General features: G+C 69.5%; 17 protein-coding genes and 1 pseudogene. 10 read left to right on the top strand and 8 right to left on the bottom strand.

The features are described from left to right. Window positions 1-10 precede the first annotated feature (10 nt). The 3 genes from AC1P0E_RS21130 to AC1P0E_RS21120 are packed head-to-tail and all read left to right on the top strand — an operon-like array spanning window position 11 to window position 3,588. On the top strand, window positions 11-1,333 hold the full coding sequence (locus AC1P0E_RS21130) for an ABC transporter substrate-binding protein (RefSeq protein ID WP_482743695.1): 1,323 nt from the start codon (window positions 11-13) through the stop codon (window positions 1,331-1,333). Between the two features lie 12 nt (window positions 1,334-1,345). Further along, window positions 1,346-2,701 (top strand): carbohydrate ABC transporter permease, encoded by a 1,356-nt coding sequence (locus AC1P0E_RS21125; protein ID WP_482743694.1) that lies wholly within the window; start codon window positions 1,346-1,348, stop codon window positions 2,699-2,701. Beyond that, entirely contained in the window at window positions 2,698-3,588 is an 891-nt protein-coding gene (locus tag AC1P0E_RS21120) for a carbohydrate ABC transporter permease (RefSeq protein WP_482743693.1), read from the top strand. The genes AC1P0E_RS21125 and AC1P0E_RS21120 overlap by 4 nt, the downstream gene beginning before the upstream one ends. A 117-nt stretch (window positions 3,589-3,705) precedes the next feature. Here AC1P0E_RS21120 and AC1P0E_RS21115 read toward each other — a convergent pair whose 3' ends face one another. Continuing rightward, a complete protein-coding gene (locus AC1P0E_RS21115) occupies window positions 3,706-4,332 on the bottom strand; it encodes a TetR/AcrR family transcriptional regulator (RefSeq protein ID WP_482743692.1) in 627 nt (208 codons plus the stop codon). Window positions 4,333-4,536: 204 nt separating this feature from the next. Here AC1P0E_RS21115 and AC1P0E_RS21110 point away from each other — a divergent pair, with 204 nt between their 5' ends. From AC1P0E_RS21110 to AC1P0E_RS21100, 3 genes are read left to right on the top strand one after another with little or no spacing between them, the layout of a single operon-like run. After that, a complete protein-coding gene (locus tag AC1P0E_RS21110) occupies window positions 4,537-5,397 on the top strand; it encodes an ABC transporter permease (RefSeq protein ID WP_482745850.1) in 861 nt (286 codons plus the stop codon). A gap of 58 nt (window positions 5,398-5,455) precedes the next feature. Then, window positions 5,456-6,121: an ABC transporter ATP-binding protein gene (locus AC1P0E_RS21105; protein ID WP_482745849.1), complete on the top strand. Its 666-nt coding sequence runs from the start codon at window positions 5,456-5,458 to the stop codon at window positions 6,119-6,121. Window positions 6,122-6,148: 27 nt separating this feature from the next. Continuing rightward, window positions 6,149-7,393 (top strand): glycosyltransferase 87 family protein, encoded by a 1,245-nt coding sequence (locus AC1P0E_RS21100; RefSeq protein ID WP_482743691.1) that lies wholly within the window; start codon window positions 6,149-6,151, stop codon window positions 7,391-7,393. A 59-nt stretch (window positions 7,394-7,452) separates the two neighbouring features. Here the strand turns inward: AC1P0E_RS21100 and AC1P0E_RS21095 are convergent, their stop codons facing one another. Continuing rightward, complete coding sequence (locus AC1P0E_RS21095) at window positions 7,453-12,408, bottom strand: NAD-glutamate dehydrogenase (RefSeq protein WP_482743690.1); 4,956 nt, start codon at window positions 12,406-12,408, stop codon at window positions 7,453-7,455. 615 nt (window positions 12,409-13,023) lie between these two features. Here AC1P0E_RS21095 and AC1P0E_RS21090 point away from each other — a divergent pair. After that, on the top strand, window positions 13,024-13,590 hold the full coding sequence (locus AC1P0E_RS21090) for a DJ-1/PfpI family protein (RefSeq protein WP_482743689.1): 567 nt from the start codon (window positions 13,024-13,026) through the stop codon (window positions 13,588-13,590). Between the two features lie 334 nt (window positions 13,591-13,924). Here the strand turns inward: AC1P0E_RS21090 and AC1P0E_RS21085 are convergent, their stop codons facing one another. Then, window positions 13,925-14,590, bottom strand: a complete 666-nt coding sequence (locus AC1P0E_RS21085; RefSeq protein WP_482743688.1) for an HAD family hydrolase — start codon at window positions 14,588-14,590, stop codon at window positions 13,925-13,927. Window positions 14,591-14,656: 66 nt separating this feature from the next. Next, complete coding sequence (locus tag AC1P0E_RS21080; RefSeq protein WP_482743687.1) at window positions 14,657-15,163, bottom strand: DUF6912 family protein; 507 nt, start codon at window positions 15,161-15,163, stop codon at window positions 14,657-14,659. A 280-nt stretch (window positions 15,164-15,443) separates the two neighbouring features. Here AC1P0E_RS21080 and AC1P0E_RS21075 point away from each other — a divergent pair, with 280 nt between their 5' ends. Then, window positions 15,444-15,926 (top strand): Rv3235 family protein, encoded by a 483-nt coding sequence (locus AC1P0E_RS21075; RefSeq protein WP_482743686.1) that lies wholly within the window; start codon window positions 15,444-15,446, stop codon window positions 15,924-15,926. Window positions 15,927-16,039: 113 nt separating this feature from the next. On the opposite strand, the gene secA is transcribed toward AC1P0E_RS21075, so the two are convergent. Further along, a complete protein-coding gene (secA, locus tag AC1P0E_RS21070; protein ID WP_482743685.1) occupies window positions 16,040-18,883 on the bottom strand; it encodes a preprotein translocase subunit SecA in 2,844 nt (947 codons plus the stop codon). A 261-nt stretch (window positions 18,884-19,144) separates the two neighbouring features. Between secA and AC1P0E_RS21065 the strand changes: the two genes are divergently transcribed. Together AC1P0E_RS21065 and AC1P0E_RS21060 are read left to right on the top strand one after the other, a co-directional pair. Further along, window positions 19,145-19,732 carry a GNAT family N-acetyltransferase gene (locus tag AC1P0E_RS21065; RefSeq protein WP_482743684.1) on the top strand — a complete coding sequence of 196 codons (588 nt, stop codon included), beginning with the start codon at window positions 19,145-19,147 and terminating at the stop codon, window positions 19,730-19,732. Window positions 19,733-19,800: 68 nt separating this feature from the next. Continuing rightward, window positions 19,801-20,964 (top strand): winged helix-turn-helix domain-containing protein, encoded by a 1,164-nt coding sequence (locus AC1P0E_RS21060; RefSeq protein WP_482745848.1) that lies wholly within the window; start codon window positions 19,801-19,803, stop codon window positions 20,962-20,964. Between the two features lie 13 nt (window positions 20,965-20,977). Here AC1P0E_RS21060 and AC1P0E_RS21055 read toward each other — a convergent pair whose 3' ends face one another. From AC1P0E_RS21055 to AC1P0E_RS21045, 3 genes and pseudogenes are all read right to left on the bottom strand, one after another. Beyond that, window positions 20,978-21,733 carry a response regulator gene (locus AC1P0E_RS21055; RefSeq protein WP_482743683.1) on the bottom strand — a complete coding sequence of 252 codons (756 nt, stop codon included), beginning with the start codon at window positions 21,731-21,733 and terminating at the stop codon, window positions 20,978-20,980. Window positions 21,734-21,955: 222 nt separating this feature from the next. After that, entirely contained in the window at window positions 21,956-22,645 is a 690-nt protein-coding gene (hpf, locus tag AC1P0E_RS21050; protein ID WP_482743682.1) for a ribosome hibernation-promoting factor, HPF/YfiA family, read from the bottom strand. Window positions 22,646-22,959: 314 nt separating this feature from the next. Further along, a pseudogene (locus AC1P0E_RS21045) lies at window positions 22,960-23,695 on the bottom strand (ComF family protein). Window positions 23,696-23,737 lie beyond the last annotated feature (42 nt).

Genomic DNA, 23,737 nt, shown 5'->3' with positions numbered 1-23,737 from the left:
CGCCCTGGCGATGATCGCCGCGAGCACGCTCGCCCTCACCGCCTGCGGCGGCGGCGACGACAAGGACAAAGACAAAGGAAACGAGGGAAGCGGAGCCACCACACAACCCTCGTCCTCCGTCGAGCTCCCCAAGCTGAACGGCGAGGAGGTCCAGGTCGCCGCGGTCTGGACGGGCCCCGAGCAGGAGAACTTCACCAAGGTCCTCGACGAGTTCGAGAAGCGCACGGGCGCGAAGGTCACCTTCGTCCCGGCCCAGGACCCCATCGTCAACTTCCTCGGCACCAAGATCGCAGGGGGCTCGCCCCCCGACGTGGCGATGCTGCCGCAGGTCGGCGCGCTCCAGCAGGCAGTCAAGCGCAAGTGGGCAAAGCCGGTCGACGCGCCGACCCAGGCCCAGCTGGACAAGAACTACTCGCAGGGCTGGAAGGACATCGGCGCTGTCGACGGCACCCAGTACGGCGTGTACTTCAAGGCCGCGAACAAGTCCCTGATCTGGTACAACACCCAGGCCTTCGAGGACGCCGGCGCCGAGGAGCCGAAAACCTGGAAGGAATTCCTGACCACGGCCGAGACGATCTCCGCCTCCGGCGTCCCCCCGGTATCGATCGGCGGCGCGGACGGCTGGACCCTCACCGACTGGTTCGAGAACATCTATCTCTCCCAGGCGGGCCCGGAGAAGTACGACCAGCTGGCCCAGCACGAGATCAAGTGGACGGACCCTTCCGTCAAGGAAGCCCTCACCACACTCGCGGAGCTGTTCGGCAAGAAGGAGCTCATCGCGGGCGGGCAGGACGGCGCGCTGCAGACGGAGTTCCCCGCGTCCGTCACACAGACGTTCGCCGAGGAACCGAAGGCCGCGATGGTCTTCGAGGGCGACTTCGTCGCGGTCAACATCGCGCAGACGAAGGCGAAGATCGGCACGGACGCCAAGGTCTTCCCGTTCCCGGCGGTGGGCAGCGAGTCCCCGGTCGTGACCGGCGGCGACGCGGCGGTGGCACTGAAGGACTCCAAGGGCGCGAAAGCCCTGCTGACCTTCCTGGCCTCGACGGACGCCGCGAAGATCTGGGCGGGGGCGGGCGGGTTCGTATCGCCGAACAAGTCCCTGGACGTGGCGGCGTACCCGAACGACGTGCAGCGTGACATCGCGAAGGCGCTGATCGCGGCGGGCGACGACTTCCGCTTCGACATGTCGGACCAGGCCCCGCAGTCGTTCGGCGGTACGCCGGGCAAGGGCGAGTGGAAGGCGCTCCAGGACTTCCTGAAGAACCCGAAGGACATCGCGGGGACCCAGCGGCAGCTGGAGTCCGACGCGGCCAAGGCCTACAAGAGCTGACGGGTTGACGCGATGACGTCAGCGACCGCGGGGGGCGCCGGGAAGACTCCGCCGCCCCCTGCCGGACCCGGCAAACGCAAGAGCGTGACGGGCACACGCAAAACGATGGCGGTCGGCTTCCTGCTGCCCGCGTTGGTGCTGCTGGGCGCGCTCGTGGTCTACCCGATCGGGTACTCGGTCTACCGGAGCTTCTTCGACAGGACGGGCGACAGCTTCGCCGGGCTCGACAACTTCGTCGAGATCTTCACCGACGACACCATCCTGACGGCCGTCAAGAACAACGCGATCTGGGTGGTCGTCGCCCCGGCCGTCTCGACCGCGCTGGGCCTCATATTCGCGGTACTCACCGAACGCATCCGCTGGGGTACGGCGTTCAAGCTGCTGGTCTTCATGCCGATGGCGATCTCCATGCTCGCCGCCGGCATCATCTTCCGCCTGGTGTACGAGCAGAATCCGGAGCGCGGGGTCGCCAACGCGGTGGCGGTGAGCGTCCACGACATGTTCTCCGAGTCGGCCGGCTTCCCGAAGGCCCGCCCCCTGCCCGTCCATCCGCTGAAGGCGGGCGGCGGCGGCTCCTTCGTCACCGAACAGCCCGTCAGGGCGGGTGAGCAGGTCCTGCTGCCCCTGATCGGCGTACCGCCCGCCAAGATGCCGGGCGACGCCGAGATCGCCGCGCCCGCCGAGACCGCGCCCGACAAGGTCACCGGCACAGCCTGGCTGGACTTCACGAAGGGCGGCGGCGGCAAGCCGAACACGATCGACCCCAAAGAGTTCGGCCTCAAGGGCATCAAGATCGAGGCGGTCAAGGACGGCAAGGTCGTGGACTCGGCGAAGGCCGGCGCCGACGGTACGTTCGCCCTCTCCGCCAAGGCCGACGGAGCCGAACTCCGCTTCCCCGCCTCGAACTTCCGTGAGCCGTACAACGGCGTCGACTGGCTCGGCCCGAGCCTGGTGACACCCGCCATCATCGGCAGCTACGTATGGATGTGGGCGGGCTTCGCGATGGTGCTGATCGCGGCCGGGCTCGCGGGCCTGCCGCGCGAGCTCCTGGAGGCGGCCCGCGTCGACGGCGCCAACGAGTGGCAGGTCTTCCGCCGTGTGACGGTCCCGCTGCTCGCGCCCGTGCTCGCGGTGGTGCTGGTCACCCTGATGATCAACGTACTGAAGATCTTCGACCTGGTGTTCATCATCGCGCCGGGGTCGTCCCAGGACGACGCGAACGTGCTGGCGCTCCAGCTCTACCGCTCGTCGTTCGGTACGGACGCGCACCCCGGCATCGGCAGCGCCATCGCCGTACTGCTCCTGCTGCTGGTCGTCCCGGTGATGCTCTTCAACATCCGACGGATGCGAAAGGAGAGCCGCCGATGACCACAACAAGGACGAACCCGGCCGGCACGAAGCCCAAGCAGTCCCTCCCCGCCCGGATCGCGGCGCGCGCGAGCAGCGGCGCGGTGAGCGTCTTCCTCATCCTGGTCGCGCTGTTCTGGCTGATGCCGACGATCGGGCTGCTGTTCTCGTCGCTGCGCAGCCCCACCGACATCGCGGAGACGGGCTGGTGGAAGGTCTTCTCCGCCCCCTCCGACCTCACCCTCGACAACTACGCCAATCTCCTGGACAACAGCACCATCGTCGACTCCCTGCTCAGCACGATCATGATCACTGTCCCGTCGACCGCCTTGGTCGTCGTGATCGGCTCGCTGGCCGGGTACGCGTTCGCGTGGATGGACTTCCCGGGCCGTGACTGGTGGTTCCTGGTGGTCGTCGGGCTGCTGGTGGTGCCGGTGCAGGTCGCCCTCGTCCCCGTGTCCGAACTCTTCGGAACGATCGGCATCTTCGAGACCACGGCGGGCGTGGTCCTCTTCCACGTCGCCTTCGGCCTCCCCTTCGCCATCTTCCTGCTCCGCAACTTCTTCGCGGAGATCCCCAAGGAACTCCTGGAGGCGGGGCGGCTCGACGGGGCGGGCGAGATCCGGCTGTTCACGCGCGTCGTGATGCCGCTCGGCGGCCCCGCCATCGCCTCGCTCGGCATCTTCCAGTTCCTGTGGGTCTGGAACGACATGCTGGTCGCGCTGATCTTCGCCGACTCGGCCAACCCGCCGATCACGGTGGCGCTCCAGCGCCAGGTCCGGCAGTTCGGCAACAACATCGACATCCTGGCGCCCGGCGCCTTCATCTCGATGATCATCCCGCTGATCGTCTTCTTCGCGTTCCAGCGGCAGTTCGTGTCCGGCGTGATGGCCGGGGCGGTGAAGTAGCAGGCGGGCTCGACCGCCCACGACGGCGGCCCGGTCCCCACGACCGGGCCGCCGTCGTGCGTCCGAGGCCGGTCCGGGGCCATCCCGGGCCGTCCCGGTCAGGCTTGGCCCGCCCGGTCAGGCTTTGAGCGCGGCGACCGCCGACGCCGCGAGGTCGTCGAGATATCCGGCGGGCACTGCGGTACGCACGACCACGAGCCGCCAGTACAGCGGCCCGACGATCAGGTCGAGGGCCCGGTCCACGTCGGCCCCCTCGGACAGCTCGCCGCGCGCGACCGCGTCCCGTACAACAGCGGCGGCGACGCCGTGCTGCCCGTCGAGAAGGGCCGACTTGATCGCGTCGGCGATCTCGGGGTGCCGCGCGGCCTCGACCAGCAGATCGGGAACGACCTGCGAGGCGACGGGGTGCCGCAGCGCGTGGGCGGCCACTTCGAGCAGAGCGCGTACGTCGCCGTCCAGCGAACCGGTGGCGGGTGCGGGCAGGCCCTGGACGGCGACGGCCGTGACGAGGTCGAGGACGAGAGCGAGCTTGGACTTCCAGCGGCGGTAGACCGCCGTCTTGCCGACGCCGGCCCTGCGGGCGATGCCCTCGATCGACATGCGCGCGTAGCCGACGGCGGCCAGCTCCTCGAAGACGGCGGTGCGGATGGCGTCGGTCACGTCCTCCCTGAGCACGGCGGCTCCGGCGGGGGCGCGGCGGGGTGGCGTGGTCGGACGCGGGTCGGCACTCATACGGGGAAGCATAGCGTCACGACGGAACGGTTGCGTTTCGACGTGGGACGGATCTACTGTCACCGTTACGACGATACGGCCCCGTCCCGTCGTAAGCGCTGCCCGTGTCCCTCACCGAAAGCCGCCGATGTGCCCCTGAACACAACGACCACGACGACCACGAAAACCACGCCACCGCCCGCGCGCACCACAACGCCCCCCGGATCCACCCCCGACCTGGCCGCCCTCGCCGCCCGCCACGGCCTCACCCGAAGCGGCGCCCGCCCCTCGCTCGCCGCGTACACGCACAGCCTCTGGGGCCGCCGCCACTTCATCACCGCGTTCGCCACCGCCCGGCTGACGGCGCAGTACAGCCAGGCCAGACTGGGACAGCTCTGGCAGATCATGACCCCGCTGCTCAACGCGGCGGTCTACTACTTCGTCTTCGGCGTACTGCTCCGCACCAAGGACGACGTCCCCGACTTCGTCCCGTTCCTGGTCACCGGCGTCTTCGTCTGGACGTTCACCAGCAGCACCGTCCTGGCGGGCACCCGCGCCCTCACCGGCAACCTCGGCCTCGTGCGCGCCCTCCACTTCCCGCGCGCCTCGCTTCCCGTCGCGTACGCCGTACAGCAACTCCAGCAACTGCTCTTCTCGATGGCCGCGCTGGCGGTGATCCTCTGCTGCTTCGGGCAGTTCCCCCGCCCCTCCTGGCTGCTGGCACTCCCCGCACTCGCGCTCCAGTCACTGTTCAACACGGGCCTGGCGCTGATCATGGCCAGGCTGGCGTCCCGTACCCCCGACATCGCACAGCTGATGCCGTTCGCCCTGCGTACCTGGATGTACGTATCGGGCGTCATGTGGAGCGTGGACCACACCGTGCGGAACGACAAAGTGCCGCACCTGGTGGCCGTGGCGCTCGAATGCAATCCGGCCGCCGTCTACATCGACCTGATGCGCTTCGCACTCATCGACAGCTTCACCGACGCCCAGTTGCCCCAGCATGTCTGGCTCGTCGCCACGGCCTGGGCGCTCGTCGCGGGCATGGGCGGCTTCATCTATTTCTGGCGGGCAGAGGAGACATACGGCCGTGGCTGAGCAGCAATCCGAACGCTCCGAACGCACCCCCACCGTCATCGCGGACGACGTCCACGTCATGTACAAGGTCCAGAGCGGAGGCACCGCCCGCGAAGTCCACGCCGTAAAAGGCGTCACCTTCGTCGCGCACAGGGGCGAGGCCATCGGCCTCATCGGCTCCAACGGTTCCGGGAAGTCCACCCTCCTCAAGGCGGTCGCCGGACTGCTCCCGCCCGCGCGCGGCCACGTCTACACCCAGGGGCAGCCCTCACTCCTCGGTGTCAACGCCGCGCTGATGAACGACCTGACCGGCGAGCGCAACATCGTCCTCGGCGGCCTGGCGATGGGCATGACGCGCCGCCAGATCCGCGAGCGCTACCAGCAGATCGTCGATTTCTCCGGCATCGACGACAAGGGCGACTTCGTCACGCTGCCGATGCGTACGTACTCCTCCGGCATGGCCGCCCGCCTGCGCTTCTCGATCGCCGCCGCCAAGAGCCACGACGTACTGATGATCGACGAGGCGCTCGCCACCGGCGACGCCGCCTTCCAGCGCCGCAGCAAGGCCCGCATCGCCGAGCTCCGCACGAAGGCGGGCACCGTCTTCCTGGTCAGCCACAACAACAGGACCGTCACCGAGACGTGCGACCGCGCGCTCTGGCTGGAGGCAGGGACTCTGCGGATGGACGGGCCGGCCAAGGACGTCGTCGCCGCCTACGAGAAGTACACAAAGGCGAAGAAATAGCATAAAAAGTGGCTAAAGTGCGCGTTGATGACGACCGACCAGATCGCGGCCTCCGACGCGAACACCGACCCCGGCTCTCCCACGTCCGCGGCCGCCGCGCGCCGCCGCGCCCGCGCACTCGCCGCCGTCTGGCTCACCACCCGCCTGGTCATGCTCGCCCTGCTCGCGCAGCCGCTCGCCGCCTTCGACGTGGGAACGATCAGCAGCGAGGTCCACCACATCTACTACGGCTGGTACGAGCAGCTCGCCCGGGGCGACTTCCCCCTCGACGACGCCATGTGGCAGTACCCGCCCGGCGCGGCCCTGGTGATCCTCGCGCCGGGCGCGCTGCCCTGGTTCACGTACTTCCAGGCGTTCCTCGTCCTCACCCTCGCCGCCGACGCGCTGGTCGCCTGCGCCCTCGCACGCGCGGGCCGGCGCCCCGGCCGCAGCACGGCCGGTGCGTGGATGTGGGTGTGCGCGCTGCCGCTGCTCCTGCATCTGCCGCTCGTCCGGTACGACGTCCAGGTCACCGCACTCGCCGCACTGGCCCTGCTCGCGCTGCACCGGCGGCCGCGCATCGGCGGTGCGCTCGCCGGGCTCGGTGCGACGGTGAAGGTCTGGCCGGTCCTCACGCTGCTGGGCGCCCCCCGTGGACGTACCACCCGAGCCGCCTGGCTGTCCGCCGCCGCCGGCGCGGCAGCGCTGCTCGCCGTCCTCGCGTTCGCCTTCTCGCACACCCTCGGCTTTCTGCGCCAGCAGGGCAGCAGAGGCGTGCAGATCGAGTCGATGGCCGGAACCGCGCTGTCCCTGGGGCGGCTCGCGGGCTGGCCGGGCACGGTCGAATACCGGTACGGCGCCATGGAGCTGACCGGGCCGTACGTCTCGTCCCTGGCCCACGCGTCCCTCCTCCTCACGGCCGCCGCCTTCTGCTGGCTGCTGCTGTGGCGGATCAGGGCCCGCCGCTGGACACCCGCCACGCCGTTCGACGCCGCGCTGGCCGCCGTGCTCCTGTTCACCGTCACCAGCCGGGTGATCAGTCCGCAGTACCTGGTGTGGCTGCTCGGACTGGCCGCCGTCTGCCTCACCACGCGCGCCACGACCCAGCGTCCGGTCGCGGCGCTGCTGCTGCCGGCTGCGGCCGTGAGCGCGCTCGCCTATCCGGTGCTGTACGAGGACGTGGTGTCGGGCACGCCACTGGGCTGCGCGCTCATGGTCGTACGCAACGGCCTGCTGCTCGCCGCCGCCCTGCTGTCCTGCCGCAGGCTGTGGACGTCGGCAAGAGGTACGTGAAAACGGGCGCCCCGCACCGAGTCGTTCCGGTGCGGGGCGCCCCTTCTCCTACGTACCGATCAGACGCGCGTACGCAGCATGGTCCGCATCGTGCGCATGGCCACCGACAGGTTCGCCAGGTCGAAGGCGTCCGACCCCTGGATCTCCTCCAGCGTCGTGCGCGCGCGGCCGAGGATGGCCGCGTTCTTCTCCTCCCACGCCTTGAACCGCTCCTCCGGCGTCGATTCGCCGTTGCCCACGGACAGCACGTCCTGCGTCAGGCCGGCGTGCGCCGCGTACAGGTCCTCGCGGATGGAGGCACGGGCCATCGACTGCCAGCGGTCGGCCCGCGGCAGCTCGATGATCCTGTCCATCAGCTGGGTGATGGACAGGCGGTCGGCGAGGTCGTAGTACACCTCGGCGACCTGCATCGGCGTCTTGCCGGTGCGCTCCGCGATGGCGACGATGTCGAGCGACGGGAAGGCCGACGAGAACCCGGCCACCCGCAGCGCCAGCTCCTCGGGAACGCCCGCGTCGGTCAGCTCCTCGAGGATGCCCTGGTACCACTCCAGGTCCGCGCCGCGCAGCAGCTTCGGCAGCTCGTCCCAGACCCGCGTGACCCCGGCACTGAAGAACTCGATGGTCTCGGCGAGCTCCAACGGCTGCGGCCGGTTGCCCAGCAGCCAGCGCGTACCGCGCTCGACGAGGCGGCGCGAGTGCAGCCGGATCCGGGTCTGGACATCGGCCCCGACCTGGTTGTCGAGCGCCTCGACGGCGTCCCAGACCTCGCTGAGCCCGAAGATCGCGCGGGCCGCGAACTGCGCCCGTACGATCTCCTCGATCGACGCCCCGGTCTCCTCCCGCAGCCGGTGCAGGAAGGTCGAGCCACCGGTGTTCACGGTGTCGTTGACCAGCACCGTCGTGATGATCTCGCGGCGCAGCGCGTGCGCGTCGATCTGCTCGCCGAACTTCTCGCGCAGCGCCTCGGGGAAGTACGCGTGCAGCAGGCCCCGCAGGTGGGGGTCGTCCGGCAGGCCGGTGTGGATCAGCTCTTCCGCCACCGTGATCTTGGTGTACGCCATGAGCACGGCCAGCTCCGGCTGGCTCAGGCCACGGCCCGCGCTGAGCAGTTCGCGGATCTGCCGGTCGGTGGGCAGGAACTCCAGCGCGCGGTCGAGTGCCCCGTCGCGGCCCAGGCGGCGCATGAAGCGCTGGTGGGCGTGGAGCAGGGAGGGCGCCTGGGTGACGGCGTTGGCGAGCGCCATGTTCTGCGCGTAGTTGTTGCGCAGGACGAGCGTGCCGACCTCGTCGGTCATGGTGGCGAGCAGCTTGTTGCGCTGCTTGACGGTCATGTCGCCGTCCGCGACGAGCGCGTTCAGCAGGATCTTGATGTTCACCTCGTGGTCGGAGGTGTCCACGCCCGCGCTGTTGTCGATGGCGTCCGTATTGATCCGGCCGCCTTCGCCGCCCGCGCCGCGCCGGGCGAACTCGATGCGGCCGAGCTGGGTCGCGCCCAGGTTGCCGCCCTCGCCGACGACCTTGACCCGCAGGTCTTCGCCGTTGACGCGGATGGCGTCGTTCGCCTTGTCGCCGACGTCGGCGTTCGACTCCGCCGAGGACTTGACGTACGTACCGATGCCGCCGTTCCACAGCAGGTCGACCGGCGCCTTGAGGATCGTCTGCATCAGATCGGCCGGGGTCATCTTGGTGATGCCCCGCTCGATGCCGAGCGCCTCGCGGATGTGCGCGTTGATCGGGATCGCCTTGGCGCTGCGCGGGTGGATGCCACCGCCCGCCGACAGCAGCTCGGTGTCGTAGTCGGCCCAGGAGGAGCGCGGCAGCTCGAAGAGCCGGCGGCGCTCGGCGTACGAGGTGGCCGCGTCCGGGTTCGGGTCGATGAAGATGTGCCGGTGGTCGAACGCCGCGACGAGCCGGATGTGCTCGCTCAGCAGCATTCCATTACCGAAGACGTCACCCGACATGTCACCCACACCGACGACCGTGAAGTCCTCGTTCTGGGTGTCGTGCCCGAGCTCGCGGAAGTGCCGCTTGACGGACTCCCAGGCGCCTCGGGCGGTGATGCCCATGCCCTTGTGGTCGTAACCGACCGAGCCGCCCGACGCGAAGGCGTCACCGAGCCAGAAGTTGTAGGCGACCGCGATCTCGTTGGCGATGTCGGAGAAGGTCGCGGTGCCCTTGTCGGCGGCGACGACGAGGTACGTGTCGTCCTCGTCGTGGCGCACGACGTCCTTCGGCGGCACGACCTCGCCCGCCACCATGTTGTCGGTGATGTCGAGGAGCGCCGAGATGAAGGTCTTGTACGAGGCGATGCCCTCGGCCATCCACGCGTCACGGTCGACGGACGGGTCCGGCAGGTTCTTGGCGACGAACCCGCCCTTGGCACCGACCGGCACGATCACCGTGTTCTTGACCATCTGCGCCTTGACCAGGCCCAGCACCTCGGTCCGGAAGTCCTCGCGCCGGTCCGACCAGCGCAGACCACCGCGCGCGACCTTTCCGAAGCGCAGGTGGACGCCCTCGACGCGCGGCGAGTACACCCAGATCTCGTACGCCGGGCGGGGCGCGGGAAGGTCGGGAATCGCCTGCGGGTCGAACTTCATCGACACGTAACTGTGCGGCTCACCGGTGGCGGTCTTCTGGAAGAAGCTCGTCCGCAGCGTGGCCTTGATGACGGTCAGGAAGGACCGCAGGATCCGGTCCTCGTCGAGGGACGCGACCTGGTCGAGCGCGCCGTCGAGCTCTTCGAGCAGCCCGTCGATCAGCTCGGTGCCCGCGATCTGACGCTCCGGCGACATCCGCGCCTCGAAGAGCGAGATCAGCAGCCGGGTGGTGTGGACGTTGTTGCGGAGGGTGTCCTCCATGTAGTCCTGGCTGAAGGTCGAACCGGCCTGACGCAGGTACTTCGCGTACGCGCGCAGCACCATCGCCTGCCGCCAGTCCAGGCCCGCGCTCAGCACCAGCGCGTTGAAGCCGTCGTTCTCGGCCTGCCCGGTCCACACGGCGGAGAAGGCTTCCTGGAAGCGCTCGCGCGCGTCGTCGGCCAGGTAGCCGTCGTTGCCGTTCGACTTGGGCATGCGCAGGCCGAAGTCGTAGATCCACGCGTGCGTACGGTCGGTGCAGCGCAGCTCGTACGGACGCTCGTCGACGACCTCGACGCCGAGCCGCTGGAGCACGGGCAGGACGGCGGACAGGGAGACCTGCTCGCCGATCCGGTAGATCTTGAAACGGCGCTCGTTGGGTCCCGCGCCGACCGGCTCGTACAGGGAAAGCGAGAAGCTGTTGCGGCCGTGCGTCAGCTGCTCGAGGTGGACGAGGTCGGAGACGGCGGAGCGCGGCGAGTGGTCGGCCTTGTAGCCCTCGGGGAAGGCGTGACCGTACCGGCGCAGCAGCTCGGCGGCGCGCTCTTCGCCCAGCTCGGCGTTCATGGCGTCGGAGAAACCGTCGGCCCAGGAGCGGGCGGCGTCGACGAGCCGGCCCTCGATGCGCTCGCTGTCGGCGTCGGTGAGGTCGGGCAGCTCGGTGCCGGTCGGGACGCGCACGACGAAGTGCAGGCGGGAGAGGATCGACTCGGTGTTCCAGGCGGTGAAGTCGACGCTGATGCCGCCGAGCTCCTCCTTGAGGATGTCGATGAGCCGCAGCCGCACACCGGTCGTGTAGCGGTCGCGGGGCAGGTAGATCAGCGCGGAGTAGTAGCGCCCGTACTCGTCCTGTCGCAGGTACAGCCGCAGCCGGCGCCGCTCCTGGAGGTACAGCACGCTCGTCACGATGGACGTCAGCTGGTCGACGGGCGTCTGGAAGAGCTCGTCGCGCGGGTACGTCTCCAGGATCTGGAGCAGGTCGCGGCCGTCGTGACTGTTGGGCGAGAAGCCGGCGGTCTCGAGGACCTCGGCGACCTTGCGGCGGATGACGGGGACGCGGCGTACGGACTCGGTGTACGCGGCCGAGGAGAACAGCCCGAGGAAGCGGCGCTCGCCGATGACGTTGCCGTCCGCGTCGAACTTCTTCACGCCGACGTAGTCGAGGTAGCTGGGCCGGTGCACGGTCGAGCGGCTGTTGGCCTTCGTCAGTACGAGCAGCTTGTGCTCGCGGGCCTTGGCCCGGACGTCGGCGGGCAGCCGACTGAAGGACGGGCTGACCGGGTGGTCCTCGTCGCCACTGTGGTGCGGGTCGGAGCGCAGGATGCCGAGGCCGGTGCCGGGGACGGCGGACAGCGCGTCTTCCTGCGTCAGCTCGTACTCGCGGTAGCCGAGGAAGGTGAAGTGGTCGGCGGCCAGCCAGCGCAGCAGCTCGCGGGCCTCGTCGACCTCCTGGTCGCGCAGGTCGTCGGCGGTCGGCTCGCTCGGCAGCTCGTCGGCGATACGCAGCGCCGAGTCGCGCATCTTCTCCCAGTCCTCGACGGCCTCACGGACGTCGTTGAGGACGCGCAGCAGGTCGGCGGTGATCTGCTTGAGGTCGGAGCGGTCGGTCTCGCGGTCGATCTCGACGTGGATCCAGGACTCGACGCACGCGTCGTGCGGCAGCGTCTCGCCCCTGCGCCGGCCGTCGGCGGGCAGGACCTCGATCAGCCGGCCGGTGACGTCGCGGCGCACGGTGACCTGCGGGTGGATCACGACATGGATGCCGCGATTCTGCCGGGACAGCTCGTTCGTGACGGAGTCCACAAGGAAGGGCATGTCGTCGGTGACCACCTCGACGACGGAGTGGCTGCAGGTCCAGCCGTTCTCCTCCACGGTCGGGGTGTGCACCCGGACGCTGGCGGTCCCCTGCGGGCGGTTTTCCGCCAGCCGGTAGTGCGAGAGCGCCGCGCCGAATACATCGACCGGGTCGCGGTCGGCGAGGTCTTCGGGGGCCGTGTGCAGGTAGTAGCGCTGGAGGTACGCGAGGAGCGTGTCCCTGTCGGGAATGCCTTCGCTCGTGGACCCAGTCGAAGGTTGCCCCCCGGCCGGGCTGTTCTCAGCTACCCGGGCCGCCCGTACGAGCAGCTCGGCTTTGGCTTCGTCCAGCTTGGTCTGCATGTCCTCTGGCTCCTGTCGCGCGCCGTTGCGTGACGTAGGTGAAGAAAGATGACACAACGCCACGACGCGGAGTATCCGGTCCTGTCGACGTTATGCCGCGATGAGAGATACCCCTGACGTTATTGGCCAACTTTGACGGCCGGTCGGGGTTTCGGGGACCAGCGATCGCCCGGGCACGGTGGTGCTCCGGGCGCATGCCGGGGGCTTCACTGCCCCCGAGGGCTATCGCGCTGATCACGGCACCAGGCTATCTCCCCGCACCGGGGGCCCGTCATGTCCGTTCGGTGTACAAAACCAGCCGCGAAGTTTGACACTCTGGACAGCGACGCCACGGCGCGGGTCTGTCATCGGCCCCGCGGAAGCACCTTGGGCAAACGCCGCGGGCCGGTGCGCGTCGCACTGGACGGCACGGCACAGGCTGCCCGAGGGCAGCACACAACGCGCCTTTCGCACCCGCATCGCACGGCGCCAGGCGCGAGGGCGCGAGGGCGCCGCACAAGCTTCCAGACCGCTGCGCCGGCCTCCGACCGCCGACCCCGGCCCGGCGCCTTGGCAAACACCACCCACGGGTGCACGTTGACACCGACGGCCCAGACCCGACGGGAGCACCAAGCCATGGCACCGAAGATCCTCATCGTGACCGGCGACGCAGCCGAGTCGCTGGAAGTCCTCTACCCGTACCAACGCCTGTGCGAGGAGGGGTACGAGGTCCATATCGCCGCCCCGACCCGCAAGAAGCTCAGGTTCGTGATCCACGATTTCGAGCCAGGCTTCGATACGTACACCGAGAAGCCCGGCTACACCTGGCCCGCCGACCTGGCGTTCTCCGAAGTCGAACCGAGCCAGTACGCCGCCCTGGTGGTCCCCGGCGGGCGGGCTCCGGAGTACCTGCGAAACGACCTGGAGCTGCGCAAGATCCTCAAGGCCTTCTTCGACTCGGACAAGCCGGTGGCGCAGATCTGCCACGGCCCGCTCCTGACGGCCGCAGTCGAGGGCCTGGCCGGCCGCAGGGTCACGGCGTACCCGGCTCTGGAACTGGACATGCAGGCCGCAGGGGCGACGTTCCAGGACGCCGAGACGGTGGTGGACGGCACCCTGGTCTCGGCGCGCGCCTGGCCGGACCACTCAGCCTGGATGCGCGAGTTCCTCAAAATCCTCCGCACCAAAAATCCGGTGACGTAGACCGGCGCCGGCGCCCCACAACGGCTCCAGCCCCGGCCGGCTGTGCGCCCCGCTCCGAGGTGCGGCTCCGCCGGGCCCGTCGGCTGGGCTTTGTGCGCCGCGGCGCACAAAGCCCAGGGGTCATTCCAGCCCCTCCGGCGTTTGAGGAGCGGGGTCTGGGGCGGAGCCCCAGGAGGCCACCCGCTCCCGCGCTTCTCAGCCCGTCCGGCGTTGAGGACCGAGGCCTGGGGCAGCGGCCCCTCTCGCGGCGGAGCCGCAAGGTGGTGTCACAACGGGAAGGGGTGGGGAGGGGACAGCGCCGCAGGCCCGGTATCGCGGAGCGGGGGAAGCGACGTCACCCCATCCACCGCTCCGCCAGCTCCACCGCCTCCGCAAGCGTGTCCACCACCGGCACCCCGGCCGGCTCCAAGCTGGCCCGACTGTGCGAGCCCCCCGTATAGAGCACCGCCCGCGCCCCCACATGCGCCGCAGCCACCGCGTCATCGACCGCGTCACCGATGACAACCACCCGCTCCGGCGCGACACCGCCCAGCGCCGCCACATGCCGCGCCATGTGCGCCGCCTTGCTGCCGCCGGAAGGCCCGGTCCGCCCGTCCACCCGTACGAAGTGCCGCTCGATCCCGTACTGCCGCACCACCGGCACCAACTGCTCATGCCCGTACATGCTCAGCAGCGACTGGCTGCGCCCAGCGGACCGCCACTCCACGAGCAGCTCCTCCACCCCCTGCGCCAGCGCGCACACCACCCGCAGCTCGGTGTAATGCCGGTGGAAGGCCTCGTCCATGACCAGCCACTCCGCCTCCGTCGGCAGCCGCCCCATCAGCCGCTCGTAGAAACGGGGAATGGGCACGCAGTACAGCTCCCGGTACCGCGCGAGCGTGATCGGCCCGATCCCGATCTCCGCGAACGCGGCGTTCGTCGCGCCGATGACCGCACTGATGTCGTCGAGCAGCGTCCCGTTCCAGTCCCAGACCAGATGCGTCGTCGTGTGCTTCCCCATCCCAAGAAGGTACCCACCGGGTACGACAACGCAGACATCCGGGCGATCCGGCACCCCGGGGCCGGATCAGCCGATCAGATTGGGGATCTCCTGCACCGCGAACCACAGCAGCTCGTGGTCCTCCGCCCCGTCCACCGTGAACTGCGCGTCGTCGTCCCCGTGGTCCGCCGCCCCCAGCGCCGCGGCCGCCGCCGTCACGTCCGTCTCCGCGTCGTCCGCGTCGACATGCACCGCCGCCGCCTTCTTCAGCGGCACCGCGGCAGCGATCCGCACCTCGCCGAGCCCTGCCGCGTCCAGCCCCCGGTCCGGGTCGGCGACCGCGTCACCGTCCGGTACGTCGACGGCCACGACGACCCGGCGCCGCGCCGCACCCGGGTCCCCCGCCAGCAGCCGCAGCGACGCCGCCGCCGCCCGGTTGAGCGCGGCGTACTCGAGCTCCTCGATGTCGTCCGAGACGTACCACTCGCGCAGGCCCGGCGTCACGGCGTAGGCCGTCAGCGGGCCGGGCCCCAGCTGTCCCGCCTTGTGCGCCTCAGCGAGGCCGTGCAGGGTCAGGGGGACGTAGACGCGCATTAGCAGGCCGCTTTCGTAGTCGGAAGACGGATTCAAGGATACGTACGGAGTCCCCCTTCGGGGTGGTGGTCCCCGGCCCCCGAGACGTCCACTCGACGAACCACCCGTCGGCCGGCGCCCGCACCAGGGCTGCCTCTCGTCACCCGGATAGGTGATTCCGTCGGCCGCCGCCTCCCACGGCCACCTCTCCTTGCCGCCGCCTCCCCCGGCCCCGTAAAAGATCACCAGCAGAAGTTACTGCCCGGTATCGCAGCCGGGCCAGCAGAGCGGGGGCACAGAGATGAACAAGGACAGGACCCGGCCGCAGGGACGCCGCGACCCGCGCAGGCCCGGCGCACCGGCAGCCAGGGCAGCCACGACCAGCCCCACACCCGCACCCACACCCACACCCGCATCCACGGCACTCCGCCACCGCCACCGCCCGACCCCGCACGAGCAGTTCGCCGAGCGCCTCCTGGCGGTACTCAGCGGCCGCCGCCCCGTGCACTGGATGCTCGGCCACACCATCGGTGAGGCGTACGAGCAGCTCGTCCAGCTCGCGCCCCGGACCCCGCTGCGCACGCGCGGCACCCTCCCCGTCGTCCGCACCTGCGGCGGCTTCCACCCGCGCCCGGGCGTGGTCGAGGCTTTCGCGAGCATCGCGGCAGGCGAGCAGGTACGGGCGATGGCGTTCCGCCTGGAGCAGGGCCGCGACCTGCGCTGGCGGTGCGCCGCCGTCGAGCTGGGCGGCGCCCCGGCGCCGTCCGCCTGCACCCCGGCCTAGCCCCACGCAGCACAGCCGGAACGCAGCACAGCCGCAACGCGGCCGGGGCCGGACACCACATCGGTGTCCGGCCCCGGCCGGGAAAGCAAGAAAGCGGTACGTACCGCGCGCGCCTACTTCTTCCGGCGGCGGCTGCCGCCCTTCTGCGCCTTGCGCCGCTCGGCACGCGTCATGCCGTCCGACTCGGACCGTGCCGACCCGTCACCGTTCTCGAAGTCGCCCTCGATGACGCCGCCCTCACCGTCCACCGTGGGAGCGGAGAAGTGCAGCCGGTCCGGCCGCTGCGGAGCGTCGAGCCCCTTCGCCCGGATCTCCGGACGCCCGCCGCCCGCGCCCGCAGGCACCGCGTCCTCCTTGCGGAGCGACGGCCTCGCGCCCGCCGTCTGATCCGGCACGGCCGCCTGCACCGGAACCTCCTCGACCTGCTGCTCGACCTGGACCTCCAGGTTGAACAGGTAGCCGACGGACTCTTCCTTGATGCCGTCCATCATGGCGTTGAACATGTCGAAGCCCTCGCGCTGGTACTCGACCAGCGGGTCCTTCTGGGCCATCGCACGCAGGCCGATGCCCTCCTGGAGATAGTCCATCTCGTAGAGGTGCTCGCGCCACTTGCGGTCCAGGACGGACAGCACCACGCGCCGCTCCAGCTCACGCATGATGTCGGAGCCGAGCTGCCCCTCACGCTCGGCGTACTGCTCGTAGATGTCGTCCTTGATGGACTCGGCGATGAACTCGGCCGTGATGCCCGCCCGGTCGCCCGCCGCATCCTCCAGCTCCTCGACGGTGACCTTCACCGGGTAGAGCTGCTTGAACGCGCCCCACAGCCGGTCGAGGTCCCACTCCTCGGCGAAGCCCTCGACGGTCTCCGCCTGGATGTACGCGTCGATGGTGTCGTCCATGAAGTGGCGGATCTGCTCCTGCAGGTCCTCACCCTCCAGGACCCGGCGGCGCTCACCGTAGATGACCTCGCGCTGCCGGTTGAGCACCTCGTCGTACTTCAGGACGTTCTTGCGCGTCTCGAAGTTCTGCTGCTCGACCTGCGACTGGGCGGACGCGATCGCGCGCGTCACCATCTTGTTCTCGATCGGTACGTCATCGGGGACGTTCGCCATCGACATCACGCGCTCGACCATCGCGGCCTTGAACAGGCGCATCAGGTCGTCGCCCAGCGACAGGTAGAAGCGGGACTCGCCCGGGTCGCCCTGACGGCCGGAGCGGCCGCGCAGCTGGTTGTCGATACGACGCGACTCGTGCCGCTCCGTACCCAGCACGTACAGCCCGCCGAGCTCCTTGACCTCTTCGAACTCGGCCTTGACGGCCTGCTCGGCCTTCTCGAGGGCGGCGGGCAGCGCGGCGGCCCACTCCTCGATGTGCTCCTCCGGGTCGAGGCCGCGCTGGCGCAGCTCCGCCTCGGCGAGGTCGTCCGGGTTGCCGCCGAGCTTGATGTCCGTACCGCGACCGGCCATGTTCGTGGCGACGGTGACGGCGCCCTTGCGGCCGGCCTGGGCGATGATCGGCGCCTCACGGTCGTGCTGCTTGGCGTTGAGGACCTCGTGCTGCACACCGCGCTTGGAGAGCTGCTGCGAGAGGTACTCCGACTTCTCCACGGAGGTCGTGCCGACCAGGATCGGCTGGCCCTTCTCGTGCTTCTCCGCGATGTCGTCGACGACGGCGGCGAACTTCGCGACCTCGGTGCGGTAAATGAGGTCGGACTGGTCGGCGCGGACCATCGGCCGGTTCGTCGGGATCGGCACGACGCCCAGCTTGTAGATCTGGTGGAACTCCGCGGCCTCGGTCATCGCCGTACCGGTCATGCCGGAGAGCTTGCCGTAGAGGCGGAAGAAGTTCTGCAGGGTGATCGTGGCGAGCGTCTGGTTCTCGTCCTTGATGTCCACCCCTTCCTTCGCCTCGATCGCCTGGTGCATGCCCTCGTTGTAGCGGCGGCCGGCGAGGATACGGCCGGTGTGCTCGTCGACGATCATGACTTCGCCGTCGATGACGACGTAGTCCTTGTCCTTCTTGAAGAGTTCCTTGGCCTTGATGGCGTTGTTCAGGTATCCGACGAGCGGGGTGTTCACCGACTCGTAGAGGTTGTCGATGCCCAGCCAGTCCTCGACCTTGGCGACGCCGGGCTCGTGGATGGCGACGGTGCGCTTCTTCTCGTCGACCTCGTAGTCGCCGGTCTCCTCGATGCCCTTGAGCGGGTTGCCCGGCTCGCCCCTCTTCAGGCGGACGACCAGCTTGGCGAAGTCGCCGTACCACTTGGTCGCCTGGTCGGCCGGGCCCGAAATGATCAGCGGCGTACGGGCCTCGTCGACCAGGATCGAGTCGACCTCGTCGACAATCGCGAAATTGTGGCCGCGCTGGACAAGCTCGTCCTTCGACCACGCCATGTTGTCGCGCAGATAGTCGAAGCCGAATTCGTTGTTCGTGCCGTACGTGATGTCGCAGGCGTACATCTCACGGCGCTGCGCGGGCGACATATTGGCAAGAATGCAACCGACCTCGAGGCCGAGGAATTTGTGCACCCGGCCCATCATCTCGGAGTCGCGCTCGGCCAGGTAGTCGTTCACCGTGATCAGGTGGACGCCCTTGTCGGACAGCGCGTTCAGATACGCGGGCAGCGTGCCGACGAGGGTCTTGCCCTCACCGGTCTTCATCTCGGCGACAAAACCGAGATGCAGGGCGGCGCCACCCATCATCTGGACGTCGTAATGGCGCTGACCGAGAACACGCTTGGCTGCCTCGCGAACGGTCGCGAATGCCTCGGGGAGCAGGTCGTCCAGGCTCTCGCCGTCGGCGTACCGCTCCTTGTACTCATCGGTGAGCGCCCGCAACTCGGCGTCGGAGAGGTTGATGAAGTCCTCTTCGATGGAGTTGACCTGGTCCGCGATGCGGTGCAGTTTGCGCAGGATCTTGCCTTCGCCTGCACGCATGAGCTTGTTGAAGACGGACACTGAGGCTGGTCTCCTTGCCGGTCGGGCCTGTGCACTGGGTCGTATGGACTCTGGCGCGGGCACGGCAGGTGGTCCCCACCGCATCGGCCATCGTAAGCGAGGACCCCGCCACGCCGGGAGGTCCGCCCGCAGGAAGGCCCACTGTTACCCGCAAAGAGAACGGACAGGGAGCCCGGAAGGTGCCGGGCCATCCCGAAAAGGTCTGGCGCACTCTCCCCGACGGACTGGCGCACCCCGCCCGCCCGAGCCGAGAATCAGCCGATGGAACCCACCATCCTCACCACCGAGCGTCTGCTGCTGCGCCCTTTCGAACCCGCGGACACGGAAGCGGTATTCCGCGCGTGTCAGGACCCCGACATCCAGCGCTGGACGACGATCCCCTCGCCGTACGAACGTGAGCACGCGGAGGGATTCGTCCGCCAGATCGTGCCGGACGGCTGGCGCCTCGACATCGTGTACGCGTTCGCGGTGCTCACCAGGGGCGGCGGGGAGCTGGTGGCGGCCGTGTCGTCGATCATGCGCGGCGAGGGCGCCGCTGAGATCGGGTACTGGGCGGCGAAGCCGCACCGCGGCCGGGGCTACGTCACGGAAGCGGTGAGGGCCGTCGCCCACTGGGCCTTCACCACGGCGGGCGTGGAACGCCTGGAGTGGCGGGCCGAGGTCGGCAACGACGCGTCGCGCGCGGTGGCCGAGAAGGCCGGTTTCCTCATCGAGGGCATCCAGCGCTCCGGCATCGCGAACAAGGGCGTACGCCGTGACGGCTGGACCGGCGCGCTGCTCCCGTCCGACCTCGCACTGCCGGCACCCAGCCCGTACCTGCCCTCCGGGGCTCTGCCCGCGAAGGCCTGAATCCCCGCAGGCCAGGGCGTGTTGTCAGTGGCGGCGCTTAGAGTGCGGTCATGACCAGTCCGACCAGTCTGCTGCCGCCCGCCGCCTCGCTGTCCGCCGACGAAGCCCGCAGGATCGCCCTGCGCGCCCAGGGATTCCTGGGCGCTCCGGACCGGCGGGGCGGGGTGCGCGGCGTGCTGCGCCACCTGGGCGCGGTGCAGCTCGACACGATCTCCGTGCTGGCCCGCTCGCACGAGCTGATTCCGTACGCCCGCCTCGGCGCCGTAGGCCGTACGGCCGTCGACGCCGCCTACTGGACCGGCGCTCACGCCTTCGAGTACTGGTCGCACGCCGCCTGCATCCTGCCCATGGAGGAGTGGCCGCACTTCGCGTTCCGCCGCCGCGCGTACCGCGACCGCCCGCAATGGCACCACGACCTGCCGGACGGCGCGTACGACACGGTGATCAAGCAGCTGCGCGCGGAAGGCCCGTTGACCGCGACGGAGTTGGGCGGCGCGAAGAACGGCGGCGAGTGGTGGGACTGGTCCGCGTCGAAGGTCGCCGTCGAGCGGGCACTGATGTACGGCGAGGTGGTGTGCACCGAGCGGCGCGGCTGGAAACGGGTCTACGACCTCGCCGAGCGCGCCGTCCCCGACGCCGTCTACCACGACGACCTGGATGACACCGAGTGCCTTCGCCGACTGGTACGGCTGGCCGGTCAGTCGCTCGGCGTCGGTACGCGCGCCGACATCGCGGACTACCACCGCCTCAAGGGCGAGCAGGTCGACGCGGTGATCACCGAGTCGGGGCTGGTCCCGGTCGAGGTCGAGGGCTGGGCCAAGCCCGCCTGGGCGGACCCCGAGGCCCTGGCGAGCGCCCCGCGCGGCCGCCACCGCACGACACTGCTGTCGCCCTTCGACTCCCTCATCTGGGACCGCCCGCGCACCGAGCGCATTTTCGGCTTCACGCACCGGCTGGAGGCTTACGTCCCCAAACCCAAGCGGACACACGGGTACTTCGCGATGCCGCTGCTCGCGGGCGGCCGACTGCTGGGCCGGGTCGACCCGGCGCGCGAGGGCAAGACGCTGGTGGCGCGCCAGGTCTCACTGAAGAACGGGAAGGCGGTCCGGCCGATGGCCGAGGCCCTGGTCGAGGCGGCGGAGTGGGCCGGCTGCACGAACGTACGACTGGAGCGTGTCGACGCACCGGACCTGCGCGAGCCGCTGACCGCCGAACTGTCCCGCCTGACCTGACCCGAAGACCGCCTCACCTGATCTCCAGAATCTTCTCCCGCATCGCGTACACCACCGCCTCCATCCTGGAGTGCAGCTGCAGTTTCTCCAGGATGTTCCGGACATGGTTCTTCACCGTGTTCTCGGAGATGAACAACTCCTTGGCGATGTCGCGGTTGTTCATGCCGGTCGCGACCAGCTTGAGGACCTCGAGCTCCCGCTCGGTCAGCCGCGGCGCCGGGACGAGCCGGCGCTCGTCGGTGCGCTGGATCATCGACTTGAACTCGGTGAGGAGCTTGGACGCCATCGACGGGCTGATCTGGGACTGGCCGTCGGCCACCGCACGGATCGCGGTGGCCACCTCGTCCGTGGAGATCTCCTTGAGGAGATACCCCGTCGCGCCCGCCTTGATCGCGTCGTAGAGGTCTGCCTCCTCGTCACTGATCGTCAACATGATGATCTTCGCGCTCGGAGCCACCTCCTTGATCGAGGTGCACGCCTCGATGCCCCCGCGCTTGGGCATCCGTACGTCCATCAGAACGATGTCCGGCAGCAGGTCGGCGGCCTTGTCCACGGCCTCCGCCCCATCCGCGGCCTCGCCGACGACCTGGATGTCCTCCTCCTGCGCGAGGACGATCTCCAGCCCCCGGCGGAACAGGGCGTGATCGTCCACGACCAGCACCCTGATGGGCTCCTTGCGCGATCCCCCGGTGTCCGTACCGGGACCGCCGCCGCCGTCCGCGTCCTCCATGTCGGACTCGTCGCGCACCGGACCGAAGCTGTCCGCCATCGTTCCTCCCCCTGAAGGCCGTGGCCCGAAATTCATGAGCTGCCCCAACCACAGTGTGCAGAGCACCGATTGGCTTGCGACGCCATGATTTCATGCCCGGACGACAGAGCGGTGATCCTGCGGTCGCACGATGGTGCCCCTGGGGGCGCACAGGCGCTCCAGGGGCCACCACCACAGATGGGTACGGCGCGCTGCCCGCATTGGTTCAGCGTGCCCGGCGAATCACCCGCCGAGTGCACCGCCGGCGCCGCCCGCCTCGGTTTCCGCGAGGGGGTCGGTATTCAGGTGGATGACACCGTAGTCGTAGGCGTGCCGCCGGTAGACGACACTGGGCTCCTTCGTCTCGGAGTCGACGAAGAGGTAGAAGTCGTGCCCGACCAGCTCCATCTCGTAGAGCGCCTGGTCGAGCGTCATCGGGGCCGCGACGTGTGTCTTCTCGCGGACCACCAGCGGTCCCTCGCCCTGTACTTCGAGCGATCCGATCCTGGTGGTGGGGATGGCCGGCGTCGCCTCCTCGGCGACCAGTACCCCATTGCCGTTGATGGCCGCGGCGCCCTGCACCGTCGAACCCACCTCGGCGGCCGACAGCCTGCCGGTGCCACGACGCGTGTGGCGCTTGTCGTGCTGCTTGCGCAGCCGCGCCTCCAGCTTGCCCGTGGCGAGGTCCAGCGCTGCGTACGCGTCGCCTGCCGACGCCTCGGCCCGGATGACCGGGCCACGCGAGTGAAGCGTGATCTCCACACGGTCGGAACGGTCGGCCTGCCGCGGGTTTGGCTCCTTGGACACTTCGACGTCCAGGCTGATCACCTTGCCGTCGAGCTTCTGGATCTTGTCCAGCTTCAGCTTCTCGGCCACGTGCTTGCGGAACCTCTCGGGCACCTCGGTCTTGCGGCCCTTGACGACGATGTCCACGCAGAACTCCGTTCCCGGATAGCCCCGCTTCAGCGGCGGAGCGTCTCCCTTTCGCACCAGGTTCCGGTGAGCACCGGAACCTCGGACTTGGTGACTTTCACCTCCTCCTCCCCAGTCGACAAGATCCCCACCCCATCGACTTCGGGTCGAAGGAAAACCCGAAGCGCACCCGTCCGGTACACGTGAGGCGCACGGTCTGCTTTCCTCACCACCGAACATAGCTCGCCCGGACGTATGTCGGCACCCGCTACCGGCGCGTACCTCCATTCAAGTGCTTTTCCCCTCTCTCTACCTGCAACGTTCCGAGTTCCCCGTCAGTTCCGGTTTATTACGAACGAGAGCGACGGAGCCGCGACCACAGCCGCGCTCACCTCTCCGGACACGGAATCCGGCCATTCCCGGGTGGCACGCAGTGCACGGGCCGCCTCCGCCAGCGAAGCCCCCGTGGTCATGAGATCGTCCACCAGCACGGCCCGGCCGCCCTCCAGGAGCCGCCCACCCCCGGCGACCACCTCCAGAGCCCCTGCCAGATTCGCCGCGCGCTCACCGGCACTCAGGCCCGCCTGGTCGCTGACCGCCCGCCGCTGCCTGAGCACCGCCAGCACCCTGGACGGCACCCCCCGCGCGCCGCAGCGCTCCCGCGGCAGCCAGAGCGATACGGCGCGCCGGATCGTGCCCGCGCGCTCTGACAGCGCCGCGCGCGGACGGCACCGGTACGAGCAACAGCGGTCCCGCCCCCGCCACGCCGGCCGGTAACCCGCTCACCGCGGCCCGCACCGCGCCCGCCAGTGCGCCCCCGAGCGCCCCCGCGAGCTCCAGTGCGCCCCGCTCCTTGTGGCCGAGCAGCACGGCCCGTACCGCGTCCTCGTACGGAGCGGCAGCATGAACCACCGGCAGCCCCGGCGGTTCCGGCCACGGGCGCACCCGGCGCGCCCCGGCGCCGTACAACGCCTGCCCGCACTCCTCGCACAGCACTGTGCGAGGCCTGCCGCAGCCGCCGCACGCGACCGGCAGCACCAGACCGGCGAATTCCCGCCACCACCCGTGCATGGCATCCACTGTGCCCAGCCGCGCGCGCCGCAACCACCCCTG

It is taken from the genome of Streptomyces sp. TRD_SC_5, assembly GCF_056836825.1.
This window is presented reverse-complemented; position numbering and strand designations above follow the sequence as displayed.

Bases quoted from the DNA above. Each gene is read 5' to 3' on its own strand.
- AC1P0E_RS21105 (WP_482745849.1), top strand. From the start codon at position 5,456: ATGTACAAGGTCCAGAGCGGAGGCACCGCCCGCGAAGTCCACGCCGTA.
- AC1P0E_RS21055 (WP_482743683.1), bottom strand. From the start codon at position 21,733: ATGGCGGACAGCTTCGGTCCGGTGCGCGACGAGTCCGACATGGAGGAC.
- AC1P0E_RS21125 (WP_482743694.1), top strand. From the start codon at position 1,346: ATGACGTCAGCGACCGCGGGGGGCGCCGGGAAGACTCCGCCGCCCCCT.
- AC1P0E_RS21120 (WP_482743693.1), top strand. From the start codon at position 2,698: ATGACCACAACAAGGACGAACCCGGCCGGCACGAAGCCCAAGCAGTCC.
- AC1P0E_RS21090 (WP_482743689.1), top strand. From the start codon at position 13,024: ATGGCACCGAAGATCCTCATCGTGACCGGCGACGCAGCCGAGTCGCTG.
- AC1P0E_RS21085 (WP_482743688.1), bottom strand. From the start codon at position 14,590: ATGGGGAAGCACACGACGACGCATCTGGTCTGGGACTGGAACGGGACG.
- AC1P0E_RS21100 (WP_482743691.1), top strand. From the start codon at position 6,149: ATGACGACCGACCAGATCGCGGCCTCCGACGCGAACACCGACCCCGGC.
- AC1P0E_RS21065 (WP_482743684.1), top strand. From the start codon at position 19,145: ATGGAACCCACCATCCTCACCACCGAGCGTCTGCTGCTGCGCCCTTTC.
- AC1P0E_RS21075 (WP_482743686.1), top strand. From the start codon at position 15,444: ATGAACAAGGACAGGACCCGGCCGCAGGGACGCCGCGACCCGCGCAGG.
- AC1P0E_RS21095 (WP_482743690.1), bottom strand. From the start codon at position 12,408: ATGCAGACCAAGCTGGACGAAGCCAAAGCCGAGCTGCTCGTACGGGCG.
- AC1P0E_RS21115 (WP_482743692.1), bottom strand. From the start codon at position 4,332: ATGCTTCCCCGTATGAGTGCCGACCCGCGTCCGACCACGCCACCCCGC.
- AC1P0E_RS21130 (WP_482743695.1), top strand. From the start codon at position 11: ATGATCGCCGCGAGCACGCTCGCCCTCACCGCCTGCGGCGGCGGCGAC.
- AC1P0E_RS21080 (WP_482743687.1), bottom strand. From the start codon at position 15,163: ATGCGCGTCTACGTCCCCCTGACCCTGCACGGCCTCGCTGAGGCGCAC.